Origin of the sequence: Rathayibacter sp. VKM Ac-2926, from assembly GCF_022815565.1 — a bacterium.
Taxonomy (GTDB): domain Bacteria; phylum Actinomycetota; class Actinomycetes; order Actinomycetales; family Microbacteriaceae; genus Rathayibacter; species Rathayibacter festucae.
The window spans coordinates 48,104-62,643 of sequence record NZ_JALGRS010000016.1 but is presented as its reverse complement, the minus strand read 5'-3'; the positions used below and the strand labels follow the sequence as shown (position 1 = coordinate 62,643).

The window sequence follows — 14,540 nt, the reverse complement described above, 5'->3', positions numbered from 1 at the left end:
TACGCCACTGCGGGGCTACTCGACCAGCATCGGTGGGTACTGACGCGGCCGAGGGGCTGACGCCTCCGGCTCTACTGCCCGTCGCCGACCTCTCGGGCCGTCTGGGCGGCGGCGGGCGAGGTCGCAGCGGCACGCTTCCTCCGTCTGTGCCGCAGCTCGAGGGCGAGCGCTGCGATCGCCACGACCAGGAGCACGGCGGAGGTGCACAGCGACGCGATCCCGAGGGCGCTCGGTGCCGCGATGACCGCAGGGGTGTCGAGGACGCCTCGGACGAGGCCGTAGAGACCGAGCACGACGAGGACGACGAGGTCGGAACGGGATCTCACGACAGCCACCGCCGTCCCAGGAGTCGCCTGCTTGCTGCTGCGTTGTTCATACCGGTATGTCTAGCACCGACGCCGGCAGGAGGGGCCGGAGGCGCGTGCCGAGCCCCGCCAGTGGCGCACAGCAGCGATCGTCGATTCGGTCGGCGAGTCGCGCTTGACAGACGTGAGCTTCGGTCGGTTACCATCCGCGTATGGCTTACGACCCGAGACCGATCCGCTCCGACGGAGACGCGACGCGCTCCCCCGATCGCGGCGACCGCCGCTCGCGAACGGCGCTCTCGACTCCGTCCCGTTCCGCCGACGCCGACAACGGCACGCGAGCGACCGCGGTGGATCGACGCGGAGTCGCCCGGGCCGTCCTCCAGTGGGTGACCGGCGACCGGGTCGACGCTCGACGGGTCGTGCGCCTCGCCGACCGGCGGTGGCGAGGAGCGGTGGAGCCACTGCTCGGGCCGGAGGACGTCCTGCTCCTCCCGGCCGAGAGCGTGACCGACGACGATGCGACCCGCGAGGCCCCGACCTGCGACGGCGCGGCCGTCCTCGACTACCGCGGTGGACTCGACGAGCCGGGAGACGTCGCCTGGTTCGGCGAGCTGCGGGTCCAGACGGAGGACTACGCCTCGATCGCGTTCCTCCCGGTCACCGGTGCGACGACCGCACGGCTCCGCGATGCGAACGGCTGGCAGGCCTATCGGGAGGACGCCGACGCCGCCCGCGCCTCCGGTCGGCTGGTCCCGCAGCTCCTGGGAGCCGCGGTCGCCGTGAGCGGTCTGCCGCTGACGGACGACCCCGCTGCCGGACCCGTCGCCGCCGTCGATGTCGGCCGGGACGGGGTCGCGACGCTCGGTCCGGACGGGCTGGTCCTCGGCGACGCCCGAGACCCCGACGGCCTCGCGGCCGCCCTCGACAGGTCGTACCGTCCGCTCGACCGGCTCGCCGCGCTGGGCGGCGATGTCGCCGACGACATCGCGCGCCGCCCCTGGCTGGCGATGTACCGCGCCGGCCTCGCCTTCGCCGCCGCCGACGACACCGGCCCGGCGTGGTCGGTGGTCGGGCTCGGAACGTCCCTCCGACCGGACGGGGAGGTGGCGACGCTCACGCGCTCCGATCTGATCCTCCTGCACCGGGGCGACGAGCGCGTCCTGGTGGAGCCCCGGACCCTGCGGCGGTTCGCCCTCGCTCCTGCCACCGCGATCGTCGTCGAGCGGCTGCTGAGCGAGGGCCCGGACGACGGGGTGCGAACGCCGGCCGACGAGGCCTTCGTCGCGCGGCTCGTCGAGCGGTTCGAGCACGAGGGCGTCCACCTCCGGAGAGGAGCGTGACGGCCTCGCCGGTCCTCGTGCCCCTGGTCTCGCCGACGGCGGCGGCCAGGACCGTCGCGGCAGTGAGCGCGACGGGGACACGCATCCGCTTCGCCGACGGCGTCGAGGCGATCGACCTCACGAGCGGACTGTGGAACGTGCCGTTCGGCTACGGCCGGCCGGAGTTCACCGCCGCCATCGCCGCGGCTCTGACCGAGGCCTCCTACCTGTCCCTCTTCCGGCGGAGTCACCCCTGGGCGGAGCGGGCGGCCGCGGCACTGCTCGCGGTCGTCGGCGACGCGCTCCCGCACGCCTCCTTCCGGCGCGTCCTCCTCACCACCTCGGGCGGCAGCGCGAACGACGCGGTCATGAAGCTGCTCCGCCAGCGGGCCGCGCTCCTCGGGCGGCTGGAGCGCCGGCTGGTCGTCGGCCTGTCCGGCAGCTACCACGGGCTCACCTACGGCGCCCACGCCCTGAGCGGCGACGAGCTGGGCCAGGACCTCTACGGCGTCGACCGCTCGGGGGTCCGGCACGTGGCGCACGACGATCCGGACGCCCTGGAGTCGCTGCTCCGCCGTGAGGGACGGCGCATCTGCGGCATCGTCGTGGAGCCCGTCCTCGGCTCCGGCGCTCGCCCGCTCTCAGACGCACTCCTCGCGGTACTCGAGCGCGCGTCCCAGGACGGCGTCCCCGTCGTCGCGGACGAGGTGGCGACCGGCTTCGGCCGCACCGGCCCGTTCCTCGCCTCCTCGCGCTGGCCGTTCGCGCCCGACGCGGTGGTCCTCTCGAAGGCCCTGACGAACGGCACGCTCGCGGCGGCCGCCGTGGTCGTCGGCGAGCGGCTCCTCGCCGAGATCGACGCCGCCGACGCCCCGTTCGTCCATGCGGAGACCCAGGCGGGGACACCCGCGGTCTGCGCCGCCGTCCTGCAGAGCCTCGCGCTGCTCCCCGAGCTGCTCGGAGCCGACGGCTTCCCGCGCGTGAGCACCGGCCTCGACCGTGCCGTCACCGCGCTGTCCGCGCATCCGCGGGTGCTCGGATCCTCCGGTGCCGGGTCCTTCCGGGCCCTGCGGATCGAGGGGGTCGCCAGCGCCGAGGAGGTCCTCGGCCTGGTGGAGGACATCCGGCGGCGCGGGGCGGTCGTGCATCCCGCGCCGGGCGGGATCCAGTTCCTCCCTGCGGCGGTGTCCAGCGACCACGACCTCGCGGACATCCCGCGCATCATCAGTGCGGCGCTCGACGCATGAGCGTCCGCAGCACCGATCTGCGGTCCGGTCTGGCGTCGGATGCGGCGACCACCGGCTCCCGGCGGACCCTCTTCGTGCTCGACAGCGCGCTCGTCCGGTGCGGAGCCGTCGAGCCCGAGCGACTGCACGGACCGGTGGTCGTCCTCGACGTCGCGTCCGAGCAGGGTCGGCTGCTCGACACCGTCGACCGCGCCCTCCGTGCCGTCCGTCCCGACCGCCTCGTCGGCATCGGCGGCGGCAGGCTGCACGACGTGGCGGCGCTGGCGCGCCTGTTCGCCGCCGACCTCGCCCTCCGATCGCGCCTCGACGGACTGCTGAGCAGGCACGGCGGCCTTCTCGCCCCGGACCTCCCCGCGTCGACGGAGGTCCCTCGTCTCGTCCTGGTGCCCACGACGATCGGGCCCGGCAGCGAGACGAGCGTCGCGGCCTGCCGCGAGATCGGCGGCCTCCGCTCCGTCGTGGTCGGCGAAGCGCTCCGGGCCGACGCCGCCGTGCTCGACGCCGACCTCACGGCGACGCTGACCCGCCCCTCCGTGCTCGAGGGAGCGGCGGAGGCGGCCCTGCGACTGATCGGCTCGCGGTCCGGGTCGCCCGCCGACCACTCCGCCGACGACCGGTCGAGGCGACTGCTGGGGGCGCTGGGCGAGGCCGGCGGCCGCGTCGCCGAGAGCGCCGGACTCGTCCGCCGCGCCGACCGCGCGACGCTCGCTGCGGCGAGCGCCGACAGTCACGGCGCGCTGCGCTCGGCGACCGCGGATCCCTTCGCGGCGACGCACTGGTACCTCGCGAACGAGGTGAGCAGTCGCGCGGGCCTGCGGAAGGTGCCGGCGACGATGCCGCTGCTGCCCGTCCTGTGGAGTCGCGACTCCCCGGAGCGTCGCGCGCGACGACGGGCCGTCTGGCAGTGGTTCGCCGCTCCCCTCGGGCTCGACCCGGACCCCGTCGTCGGCAGCGCCCAGTGGTCCGAGCGGTGGGGGATCACCGCTCCGGCCGTCGCCGACCACGCCCTCCGCGACGCGGCACTCGCGATCGTCGCCCGCTGGGACAGCTCGGCGCTGCCCGGCCTGGCGCTCGACGACGCCCTCCGACTCCTGCGCGCGGCCTTCCCGCCGGCGCGGGCCCTACGACCGAACGAGGGAGGTGAACACATGAACACCACGAACGAGCTCGAATTCCATGAGCTGGAGCAGGCGGTCGCTCCCGACTGGGAGTCGGCGGCCTCCGGCTTCACGACGGGGCTCCTCGTCGCGGGCGTCTTCGTCGGTCTCCTCACATGACCGGGACCGACCGATGACACCCGGATTCCAGACGACGACACGAGGAGACGACGCATGCAACCACCCACCCCCCTGCGATTCGAGGAGATCGAGTCGATGGCCGCACCCGATTCCGACTGGTACATCGCCACGAAGCTCGGGATCGCTGTCGGCCTCGGGCTCGGCGCGATCGTCCTGACCTAGCTCTCGAGGAGAGCACCTCTTCACCGAGGACTTCATCACCGAGGAGGTGAGAAATGGAGAACCCCGTTCTCTTCCAGGAGATCGAACCCGCGGTCGCTCCGGCCGACGGCTGGCGGACCGCCGACGCCGGTCTGAGGATCGTGATCGCGCTCGGCAGCATCGTGCTGCTCGCGACCTAGCCGACCGTGCACCTCCCGCGGTCCCGGACGCTCGAGCGTCCGGGACCGCCCCCCTCTCAGACCTGGAGCGACCATGCAGCACCCCTCGGACCCGCCGCCGCTCACCACGGCGAGCGCCGCCCTCCTCGGCGCCCTCTCCCCCGTCCCCGCGGCGCCGGAGGACCTCTACGGCCCGGACGGCTCCGTCGTCTACGAGCACTTCACCGCGGAGGACCGCAGCGAGATCAGCCCCCTGCTGGCGGCGGTCCGCCGGACCGAGGGGCCGATCCTCGAGCTGGCCTGCGGCGGCGGACGCCTCACCGTGCCCCTCCTGGGCCTCGGCCGCCCCGTCGTCGGCCTCGATCTCTCGCCGACGATGATCGACATCCTCCGGACGCGGATCGCGGCACTGCCCGCCGCCAGGATCGCCGACGGCTCCCGGGCACTGGTCGGCGACATGACCTGCTTCCACCTGCCGGAGCGCTTCGGCGCCGTCGTCCTCGGCGCCACGTCCATCGCACTTCTGGACCGGGCCGGCCGGCACGCCTTCCTCCGGGCCGCTCGCGAGCACCTCGGAGCGGACGGCGTCCTCCTGATCACCGCGTCGAGCCCCGACCACGCCTACGTCGCCGGCAGCCGCAGCTCGCGTATCCGCGCCGTGCCCGGGCCGTCCGGCGGACCGGGAGCGGCCGTCGTGACGTCCGCCGTCACCCCCGACGGTCTCCACCGGGACGTCGAGGTCGTGCAGCTCGGTCTCGATCCCGAGGGGCGTGCGGCGGCACGCTTCTTCCGCTCGCGGGTGAACGTCGTCGACGCCGACCAGGTCGCGGTGGAGGCCGAGCGCGCGGGACTGCGGCTCGTCGCGCGGACCGCGCTGGTGGAGACCGAGGACTCGACGCTGCTGCAGCTGGTCCGGGCATGAGCGATCCCGCGCCCCGGCTGGCGGACACCGTGACGATCGACGAGCCGATCGCGCCCGGCGCTCCGTGGATCCTCTCGGTGCGGGGCGTCCCGCGCGCACGGGTCGGTCCCGCGGTGGCGACCTTCGCCGCCGGGCTGCGCCCGAGCGCGCACGAGACGGACGAGACGGACGAGACGGACGAGACGGAGGGCACCGGGAGCACCTCCCTGACGGACGAGGAGACGGCCGCCCTGCTCCGCGAGTTCGCGACGGCCGGGCTCCTCGCCGGCTCCGAGCGCCGCGAGCCCCGGTCGCATCGGCTGCAGTTCCGACCGCCGGCGAGTCTCCAGCTGACCCTGCTCGACGCGACGCGGCCGGCGCTCGTGCTCGCGCGGCTCCTGCGCCGCCGACCGGTCCGGCTGCTCGCGGTCACCGCCGTCGTCGCGGTGCTGCTCCTGGGTACCGCGAGCGCGATCGCGCACTCGGCGGAGATCGCCGCCGTCCTCAGCGAGCCACTGCCCCTGCCCTCGCTCCTCGCGGTCTCGGTCGCATTCCTGCTCGCGGGAGCGGTCCATGAGGCCGGTCATGCAGTGTCCCTCGCCGCCTTCGGCGGACGACCCCGCCGGGCCGGGCTGATGATCTTCTACCTCGCGCCCGCGTTCTTCTGCGACGTCACCGACGGCTGGCGGCTGGGCGACCGGCGCTCCCGCGCGGCGGTCGCGCTGGCCGGCCCGGCGGTGCACCTCGTCCTCGCGGCGAGCGCCGCCACCGCCCTGCTGTGGGCGCCGACGGGGCGGTCCGCCCTCGCGTGCTTCGTCGTCGCGGCCGCACTCAGCGCGGTCACCAACCTCATCCCCCTGGTGCACCTCGACGGCTACCTGGCCCTGGTCGCGGTCCTCGACCGGCCGTTCCTGCGCAGAGCCGCGATCCGAGCCGTCGGCGACAGCGCTCTGCGCCTGCTGGGCGGCACCGCACCACGTACCTCCCCCTGGCTCGTCCTGTTCGGGGTCGGCTGCCGCGGCTTCGCCCTGCTCCTGATCGGCTGGGCGTACGTCCGCAGCGTCCCCGTCCTGATCCTCACCGAGCCGGGCGCGGTCATCGCGCTCGTGTTCGCCGCAGCGCTCCTCGGCGCACTCGTCGTCTCCCTCGTCCGGTTCGCGCGAGCCGCGAGAGAAGCGCGAGTCGGAGCGCTCCGGGTCGCCGTCGCGTCCGCCGTCCTCGCCGCCGCTCTCGCCGGCGTCGCAGCCCTCCCCCTCGAGGAGCGCATCGAGGGCGGCTACGTCGTCCGCAACGGCGAGGCCTTCCTCGTGCGGACTTCGGCCGACCCGAGGATCGTGCCGGGCACCCCGGTGCGGCTGACCAGCAACGGGATCGCGGTGCGGTCCCCGCGGTCGACGGCCGTCGTCAGCGGGCCTGCGGAGTCGCTGCTCGCCCCGATCGCGGCGCTCGCGCCCCTCACCGGGCTCGACGACGTACCGGCCGTGGGCTATCCCCTCGCCCTGCCCGACTCCGCGAGCACTCCCCCGGTGGGGGGCGCCTCGGTCTCCCTCGGCGTCGGCACGATCGGCGGCGCGGTGCTCGATCTCGTCGCCGGGGACGCACTCCGCCGCCTGGGGGTCGGCCGGTGACCGGCGGGAGTGTGCTCGAGAGCGCCTTCGAGTACGCCCTCCGCGTGCTCGCCGCCGCGAGGGACGGTGACACGATCCTCGGCTGGCGAGGCAGGACCCTCTCCGATCCCGTCCGGCGCGACCGCGAGCGGCTCTGGCTCCGCCTCGTCAGCTCCCCCTCCGCGCTCGCCCAGGGGACGTGGTGGACCGGCACGGCGGAGAGCGCCGTGCTCCCGGCCCTGCCCAAGCCGGTCGTGCTCGCCGTCGAGGAGTGGGACCCGCCCTCCGTCGAGGGGTTCCGGCTCCGCGCTGAGCTGATGACCCGCCTGCCCGGTCGTGCCCTGTCCCCGACGGCGGAACTCGCGCCGGAGACCGAGGTCGATCCGGCGGTCTGGGTCGAGCTCGGCCGCATCCTCGACGCGCTCGGCGCCGTGTGGACGCAGCGGGAGTCGACCGTCCCCGCCACCGTGGACCGGCTGCTGCACAGCTTCTTCGGCGACCGGTTCCCGCGCGGCACCCCGTGCTGGACGACGGCGCACGGCGACCTGCACCCCGGCAACCTGCTCGTCGCACCGCTCGGCCTCGCCGACTGGGAGGCCTGGGGGCGCGGCCCCGAGCACCTCGACGTCGCGACCCTCTACGTGCACACCCTCGCCGCTCCCGACGCCCGGCGCTCGCTCGTCGAGGTGCTCGGCGAGCGGCTGCACTCGGACGACGCCCGGCCCGCGCTCGCCTTCGCCGCCGCGAAGGTGCTCGCGCGATCGGTCTCCGGCGACTACCCGACGCTGGTCGACCCCGTGCACCGGCTCCTCGACGACCTGACCGCGCGACCGCTCGGCGCCGGCGGGACGACCGCTCGACGACGATGACCCCCCTCCCTCGAAAGGTCCGCCCATGAGCTCTGCGCTCGACTTCCAGCACTTCACCAAGACCTTCCGCGGCCGCCGCGTCGTGGACGACCTCAGCTTCTCCGTGCGGCAGGGGACGGTCGTCGGGCTCCTCGGCCCGAACGGCGCCGGCAAGAGCACTGCGCTCCGCGGGCTGGTCGGACTGCTGCGCCCGGATTCCGGTGAGGCGCGGATCGGCGGCCACCGATTCGCGGAGCTGCGCGCTCCCGCCCGGGTCGTCGGCGTGCACCTCGACGGCCTCGGCTTCGAGAACGGCATCACCGGCCGTCGGCACCTCGCGATCGTCGGCCGCGCGGTCGGCGCACCGCTCTCCCGCGTCGACGAGCTGCTGGAGACGGTCGGCCTCGCCGAGGCGGCGCGTCGGCCGGTCCGCGGCTACTCGACCGGGATGCGCCAGCGCCTCGGCCTGGCCACCGCCCTCGCCGGAGATCCGGAGATCCTCGTCCTCGACGAACCGGCGAACGGGCTCGACCCCGAGGGGATCCGGTGGCTGCGGCGCCTGATCCGCGCCGAGGCCGAGCGCGGACGGACGGTCCTCGTCTCCAGCCACCAGCTCGCCGAGCTCGAGCACACCGTCGACGAGGTGGTCGTCCTGCGGCGCCGGATGCTCTTCCACGGCCCGCTCGAGGACCTCACCCGCTCGGGCGGGCGGAGTCTCGAGGACGGCTACTTCGACCTCGTCGACGGCGAGGCCGGCCGATGAGCGGGGCCGGCGCGCTCGCGCGGGCCGAGATCCTGCGCTCCCGCAGCGGCTCGTCGTTCCCGGTCCTCCTCGCCTACGCGATCCTGATCCCCGTCTTCGCCCTGAACATGCCCGGCACGACGGATCGGCTCACCGGCCTCGACGACGCTCCGGCGAGCCGCTTCGTCTTCGGCTTCGCGGCCTGCGCCGCCCTGGGCGCCTGCTTCTACGGGTCCTACGCCTACACCCGGGAGACGTACTACCACTCGCTCGACCGGACCCTGCTGCTCGGCAGCCGGGACGCGATCCTGTCGGCGAAGGCGCTGGCCGGCGCGGTCTCGGGCGCGGTCTTCGGGGTGGTGGCGGTCGTGGGCTGGTGGCCGATCACCGCGGTGGTCCTGGCGACGGCCGGCCGCCACCTGACGCCGGACATCACTCTGCTGTCCGCCTCGGTCGGCGTCGTCCTCTCCTGTGCCCTGAGCGGCGTGCTGGGCGTCGGCATCGGCTACGCGGTGCGGAACTACTACGCCTGCATCCCGATCGTCCTGGTCCTCCCCGCCGCCCTCGCCGCGCCGCTGCTCACCGTCGCCCGTGACGTCGGGCGACTGCTCCCGATCGGAGCCGTCGCGGGAGCGACCGGTGCGCCGGTCGAGGGGATGCTCCCCACGCTGCTCGCCCTGGCCGTCCTGGCCGTCTGGGCGCTCCTGGCGATCGGCGGCGCGCGGATCCTCGAGCAGCGGCGGGCCCGGTGACGGACGCGGCCGCGGCCGCGGAGGGACCGTTCACCCGCGCCGTCGCCGCCGAGTTCCGGCGCGTGGTCGCGAGCCGGACACCGCTCTGGGGACTGGTCTTCGGACTGCTGCCCGTGCTCCCCCTCCTCCTCGCCGTGACGCAGGTCGATCTCAGCGCGCTCCCGCCCGGAGAAGCGGCCTCGCTCGAGCACGCGATCTCGGCGGCGCTGCTGCAGGGCGGCGCGGTCGGGGCGGCCGCCTTCGCGGCACTGCGGACGGCGAGCGCCTTCGAGAAGGGGATCCTCGCGCGCGATGTGCTCTCGTCGGGGCTCCGGCCGGCGCTCGCGGCTCGGTTCCTGGTGGCGGCGGGTGCCGGTGCGGTGGTCGCGACGGCGGTGGTCGCGATCGGAGTCGCCGGCGTCGCGGTCGTCTCGGCGGGAAGGGTCACTCCGGACCTCGGCGTCGTGGCCCTCGTGCCTGTGGCCGGTGTCGGTGGTGCGATCTGGGGCGCGCTGGTCGGCACGATCGTCCGGGCACCGCTGTTCGTGCTCTTCGCGGCCCTGGTGCCGCTCAGCGCCGGGACCTTCACGAGCGGCACCGCCTTCGAGGACGTCGTGCCCCTCGCTGCCCTGTCGGCGTCCGCGCCGCCCACGGTCGCGGCCGTGCTGGCGGGCCCGGCCTGGCTGCTGGCACTCGCGCTCGTCGCGGTCGCGACGGGGCGTCGCCGCCCGCTGCTCTGACGGAGCTCCGCCGGGGGCGGGTCTCGATACGCGCTGCGCGCTACTCGACCAGCATGTCTGCGGGCGTCTCTTCCCCGTGGATCCACGCACGAGGGCCCGCGCACTCTGCGTGCGCGGGCCCTCGTCGTTCAGTGGTGCAGTGCCTACTGCACGTCCTCGTCGACCCAGTCGAAGGTCTTCGTGACGGCCTTCTTCCAGAGGCGGTACTGGCGGGCGGCCTCGTCCTGGTCCATCTGCGGGGTCCAGCGCGAGTCCTCCTGCCAGTTCTGGCGCAGGTCGTCCAGGTTCTCCCAGAAGCCGACGGCGAGGCCCGCGGCGTACGCGGCGCCGAGCGCGGTGGTCTCGGCGACGACCGGCCGGACGACCGGGACGCCGAGGATGTCGGCCTGGAACTGCATCAGCAGGTTGTTGGCGATCATGCCGCCGTCGACCTTGAGCTCCTGCAGCGGGACGCCGGAGTCGGCGTTGACCGCGTCCAGGACCTCGCGGGTCTGGAACGCCGTCGCCTCGAGAGCGGCGCGGGCGATGTGGCCCTTGTTGACGTAGCGGGTGAGGCCGACGAGCGCACCGCGCGCGTCCGCTCGCCAGTACGGCGCGAAGAGGCCGGAGAACGCGGGCACGAAGTACGCGCCGCCGTTGTCCTCGACCGTCGCGGCCAGCGCCTCGACCTCGGGGGCCGAGCCGATGAGGCCCAGGTTGTCGCGCAGCCACTGGATCAGCGAGCCGGAGACCGCGATCGAGCCCTCGAGCGCGTAGTGCACCTCGCCGTCGCCGAGCTTGTAGCCGATCGTCGTGAGCAGCCCGTTCTTGGAGTGCACGATCTCGGTGCCGGTGTTGAAGATCAGGAAGTTGCCGGTGCCGTAGGTGTTCTTCGCCTCGCCCGGATCGAACGCCGCCTGGCCGAAGGTCGCGGCCTGCTGGTCGCCCAGGATGCCGGCGATCGGGACCTCGCGCAGCAGCGAGGAGGACTCGACCTGCCCGTAGACCTCGGAGGACGAGCACACCTCGGGGAGCATCGACTTCGGCACGCCGAAGGCCTCGAGGATGTCGTCGCGCCACTCGAGCGTCTCGAGGTCGAGGAAGAGGGTGCGCGAGGCGTTGGTGACGTCGGTCTTGTGCACGCCGCCGTCGACTCCGCCGGTGAGGTTCCAGAGGACCCAGGTGTCGGTGGTGCCGAAGATCAGGTCGCCGGCCTCCGCCTTCTCGCGGGCGCCCTCGACGTTCTCGAGGATCCAGACGATCTTGGTGCCGGAGAAGTAGGTCGCGAGCGGGAGCCCGACGATCGACTTGAAGCGGTCCGCGCCCTCGTCGCCGGCGAGCCGGTCGACGATCGACTGCGTGCGGGTGTCCTGCCAGACGATGGCGTTGTAGACGGGCTTGCCGGTGGTCTTGTCCCAGACCACCGCGGTCTCGCGCTGGTTGGTGATGCCGACGGAGGCGATGTCGTGGCGGGTCAGGTCGGCGCGGGAGAGCGCCTGGCCGATGACCTCGCGGACGTTGTTCCAGATCTCGATCGGGTCGTGCTCGACCCAGCCCGCGCGCGGGAAGATCTGCTCGTGCTCCTTCTGCCCGGTCGAGACGATCGAGCCCTTCTTGTCGAAGATGATCGCGCGGGACGACGTGGTCCCCTGGTCGATAGCGATGACGTAGTCAGCCATGAATGATTACTCCTTCGTAACGGGGTGAAGTGGAGTGCGACTCGTGAGTCGCAGAGTTCGGAGGGTCGACGCTCAGAGGATCGGCAGCAGCGCGGTCGACAGCAGGCCGGCGAGCACACCGCCGACGATCGGGCCCGCGACGGGCACCCAGGCGTAGCTCCAGTCGCTCGAGCCCTTGCCCTTGATCGGCAGCAGCGCGTGGGCGATGCGGGGGCCGAGGTCACGGGCCGGGTTGATGGCGTAGCCGGTCGGGCCGCCGAGGGAGGCGCCGATCGCGATCACCAGGATGGCGACGGGCAGGGCGCCCAGTGCCGCGAGTCCGCCGTCGCCCTGGCGTCCGCCGCCGAAGCCGATGACGACGAAGACGAGGACGAAGGTGCCGATGACCTCGGTGACGAAGTTCCAGCCGTAGCTGCGGATCGCAGGACCCGTGGAGAAGACGCCGAGCTTGTTGGCCGGGTCGGGCTCCTGGTCGAAGTGCTGCTTGTAGGCGAGCCAGCAGAAGACGGCGCCGAGGATCGCACCGATCATCTGGGCGAGGATGTACATCAGGATCGAGACGATGTTGACCGGGACGCCCGAGCCGAACTCCGTCGCTCCGCTGGCCACGAGGCCGAGCGTGACGGCCGGGTTGAGGTGCGCACCCGAGTTGTAGGAGACGATCACACCGGCGAAGACGGCGAAGCCCCAGCCGATGTTGACCATCAGAGTTCCGCCGTTGAGGCCCTTGCTCTTCACGAGCGCGACGTTGGCGACCACGCCGCAGCCGAGGAGCACGAGCATCGCTGTTCCCACGACTTCCGCGAGGAACACCACTCCGAGATTGTCCACGTTGACCATTTCCTTTTCATCGGTCGGAACGCGCGAGCGCGTCCGCGCCGGGCATCGATGCCCGACGAGTGTGAAGTTATCGGCGCCCCGTACCGGGGACAAGGAACGCCGCGTGCACGTTTGTGCGTTGTGACGACGGAAGTCCCGGCTCGAGATCACTCCTCGAACCGGGACTCCCGTCGATCCGCGCCAGTCGCCCCGCTAGGAGGCCGCGACCGCCGTCGGCGCCTGCACCGAGGTGCCGCCGACATCGACGCCGTTGTACTTCTTCAGGTGCTCGATCGTCGCGTCGACCTCCTGGGCGCGCTCCGCCTCGTCCCAGCCGAGGACCTCGCCGGTGTGCTGGGCGAGCTCCTCGAGCAGCTCGCGGCTCAGGCCGCCGGTGAAGGCGTGGTTGGTTCGGCGCATGACCAGGTCGATCAGGTGCACGACGCTCTCGCGCTGGGCGAGGTAGCGGATCTCACCGGTGGTGAAGTCCTTGTCGAAGTCGAGCGCCTCGTCGTGACCGTCGGCCAGGGCCTCGATGACCTCCTCCGCCCGGGTGCCGTAGCGCTCGAGCAGCTGGCCGGTGCGGGCCGAGGACAGGCCGGAGCGGTGCTGGCTGATCCACTGGGCGCGCGAGGCGTCCGTGCGCGGGAAGCCCTTGCCGCCGCCGATCGCGGTCTTCACGGTGGAGACGCGGCGGGTGACGCCGATCCGCTTGAAGACCTCGTTCGAGAGGTGCTCGGACAGGGCGCGGAACGTCGTCCACTTGCCGCCGACCAGGCTCAGCACGGGGGTCTTCCCGCCGGGGAGGGTGGAGGGCTCGATGCGGTAGTCGCGGGAGACGAAGCCGGGGGTCTCGTCGTCGTGACGGGGCAGCGGGCGGATGCCGGAGAACTTGAAGACGATCTGCTCGCGGGTGACCGGGATGGAGGGGAACACGTGGTTCACCAGGTCGAAGAAGTAGTCGATCTCCTCCTCGGTGCAGACGGCCGGCTCGTTGGGGTCGGCCTCGATGTCGGTGGTGCCGACCATGACCCGGCCCTTGAGCGGGTAGATCAGCACGATGCGGCCGTCGCTGTGCTCGAAGAACATCTCGCGGCCTTCGCAGGCCTCGACCAGCTCGGGGTTGTCGAGGACGATGTGCGAGCCCTTGGTGCCGCCCATGAACTTCGTGGTCGTGCCGAGCGCCGTGTTGGTGAAGTCGGTCCACGGTCCGGAGACGTTGACGACGACGTCCGCCTGGAAGGCGAACTCCTCGCCGCTCTCGCGGTCGCGCAGCAGCACGCCGCCCTCGGCGGTGCCGACGGCCTCGACGTAGTTGGCCGCGCGGGCCTTCGTGCCGCCGACGAGCGCGTCGCGCAGCACGTCGAGCGCCAGGCGCTCGGGTTCGTGCACGGAGGCGTCGAAGTAGGTGGCGGTGTACTTGATCTTCGGGTCGAGCTTGGGCAGCTCGTTCAGCGAGCGCTTGCGGCCGTGGAACTGGTGGCGCGGGACGACGCCGCCGTCGCGGGAGAAGAAGTCGTACAGGGTCAGGCCGACCTTGATCAGCAGCGCGCCGCGCTCCTGGGGCTTGCCCGACTTGTGCGTGAGGAAGCGCAGCGGCGCGGCCAGGATGCCCGAGAACGTCGAGTAGATCGGGATCGTGGTCTGCAGCGGCTTCACGTAATGCGGAGCGATCTTGAGCAGGCCGTTGCGCTCGTGCACGCCCTCGTTGACGAGGCGGAACTCGCCGTTCTCGAGGTAGCGGATGCCGCCGTGGATCATGTGGCTCGAGGCGCTGGACGCACCCGAGACGTAGTCGCCGCGCTCGACGAGGGCGACGTCGACGCCGTTGAGCGCGAGCTCGCGGAACGTCCCGATGCCGTTGATGCCACCGCCGATCACGAGGACGGTCGCGCGGGGGGTGTCCCGCAGTGCGGAGACGCTCTCGCGGAGAGAGGAGCTTCCGGGAGTTCCGACAGACTGTGCCACTTCGTACTCGCCTTCGTGTCGTAGGTGTTGCGTC

Annotated in this window: 15 protein-coding genes; 11 read left to right on the top strand and 4 right to left on the bottom strand. The window is 72.9% G+C overall.

The features are described 5' to 3' along the window. Positions 1-71: 71 nt before the first annotated feature. Positions 72-326 carry a hypothetical protein gene (locus MT351_RS18280; RefSeq protein WP_148060222.1) on the bottom strand — a complete coding sequence of 85 codons (255 nt, stop codon included), beginning with the start codon at positions 324-326 and terminating at the stop codon, positions 72-74. A 191-nt stretch (positions 327-517) separates the two neighbouring features. Here MT351_RS18280 and MT351_RS18275 point away from each other — a divergent pair, with 191 nt between their 5' ends. The 11 genes from MT351_RS18275 to MT351_RS18235 all read left to right on the top strand — a co-directional run bounded on the left by MT351_RS18275 (position 518) and on the right by MT351_RS18235 (position 10,061). After that, a complete protein-coding gene (locus tag MT351_RS18275) occupies positions 518-1,648 on the top strand; it encodes a hypothetical protein (protein WP_243582891.1) in 1,131 nt (376 codons plus the stop codon). Continuing rightward, the gene (gene mpaD / locus MT351_RS18270; protein ID WP_243582890.1) at positions 1,645-2,874 is read left to right on the top strand and encodes a daptide-type RiPP biosynthesis aminotransferase; all 1,230 of its coding nucleotides are present in this window, start codon (positions 1,645-1,647) and stop codon (positions 2,872-2,874) included. Before MT351_RS18275 ends, mpaD begins: the two co-directional genes overlap by 4 nt. Next, on the top strand, positions 2,871-4,151 hold the full coding sequence (locus tag MT351_RS18265) for an iron-containing alcohol dehydrogenase (RefSeq protein ID WP_243582889.1): 1,281 nt from the start codon (positions 2,871-2,873) through the stop codon (positions 4,149-4,151). Before mpaD ends, MT351_RS18265 begins: the two co-directional genes overlap by 4 nt. A gap of 54 nt (positions 4,152-4,205) precedes the next feature. Beyond that, complete coding sequence (locus MT351_RS20155; RefSeq protein ID WP_260311824.1) at positions 4,206-4,334, top strand: daptide-type RiPP; 129 nt, start codon at positions 4,206-4,208, stop codon at positions 4,332-4,334. Between the two features lie 53 nt (positions 4,335-4,387). Then, positions 4,388-4,513, top strand: coding sequence for a hypothetical protein (locus MT351_RS20150; RefSeq protein WP_260311822.1), 126 nt, complete (start codon positions 4,388-4,390; stop codon positions 4,511-4,513). A 73-nt stretch (positions 4,514-4,586) separates the two neighbouring features. Continuing rightward, positions 4,587-5,414: a daptide-type RiPP biosynthesis methyltransferase gene (gene mpaM, locus MT351_RS18260; RefSeq protein WP_243582888.1), complete on the top strand. Its 828-nt coding sequence runs from the start codon at positions 4,587-4,589 to the stop codon at positions 5,412-5,414. Then, positions 5,411-7,021 carry a daptide biosynthesis intramembrane metalloprotease gene (mpaP, locus tag MT351_RS18255; protein ID WP_243582887.1) on the top strand — a complete coding sequence of 537 codons (1,611 nt, stop codon included), beginning with the start codon at positions 5,411-5,413 and terminating at the stop codon, positions 7,019-7,021. Before mpaM ends, mpaP begins: the two co-directional genes overlap by 4 nt. Next, positions 7,018-7,869 (top strand): phosphotransferase, encoded by an 852-nt coding sequence (locus MT351_RS18250; RefSeq protein ID WP_243582886.1) that lies wholly within the window; start codon positions 7,018-7,020, stop codon positions 7,867-7,869. Before mpaP ends, MT351_RS18250 begins: the two co-directional genes overlap by 4 nt. A gap of 25 nt (positions 7,870-7,894) precedes the next feature. After that, entirely contained in the window at positions 7,895-8,611 is a 717-nt protein-coding gene (locus MT351_RS18245; protein ID WP_123702532.1) for an ABC transporter ATP-binding protein, read from the top strand. Further along, on the top strand, positions 8,608-9,342 hold the full coding sequence (locus MT351_RS18240) for a hypothetical protein (protein WP_243582885.1): 735 nt from the start codon (positions 8,608-8,610) through the stop codon (positions 9,340-9,342). Before MT351_RS18245 ends, MT351_RS18240 begins: the two co-directional genes overlap by 4 nt. Then, positions 9,339-10,061 carry a hypothetical protein gene (locus MT351_RS18235; protein ID WP_243582884.1) on the top strand — a complete coding sequence of 241 codons (723 nt, stop codon included), beginning with the start codon at positions 9,339-9,341 and terminating at the stop codon, positions 10,059-10,061. The genes MT351_RS18240 and MT351_RS18235 overlap by 4 nt, the downstream gene beginning before the upstream one ends. Positions 10,062-10,204: 143 nt before the next feature. Here MT351_RS18235 and glpK read toward each other — a convergent pair whose 3' ends face one another. The 3 genes from glpK to MT351_RS18220 form a co-directional block, all read right to left on the bottom strand. Further along, a complete protein-coding gene (gene glpK, locus MT351_RS18230) occupies positions 10,205-11,719 on the bottom strand; it encodes a glycerol kinase GlpK (RefSeq protein ID WP_123445264.1) in 1,515 nt (504 codons plus the stop codon). 72 nt (positions 11,720-11,791) lie between these two features. Beyond that, positions 11,792-12,559, bottom strand: coding sequence for an MIP/aquaporin family protein (locus MT351_RS18225; RefSeq protein WP_123735181.1), 768 nt, complete (start codon positions 12,557-12,559; stop codon positions 11,792-11,794). Positions 12,560-12,751: 192 nt separating this feature from the next. Beyond that, entirely contained in the window at positions 12,752-14,506 is a 1,755-nt protein-coding gene (locus MT351_RS18220) for a glycerol-3-phosphate dehydrogenase/oxidase (RefSeq protein WP_243582883.1), read from the bottom strand. Between the last annotated feature and the right edge of the window lie 34 nt (positions 14,507-14,540).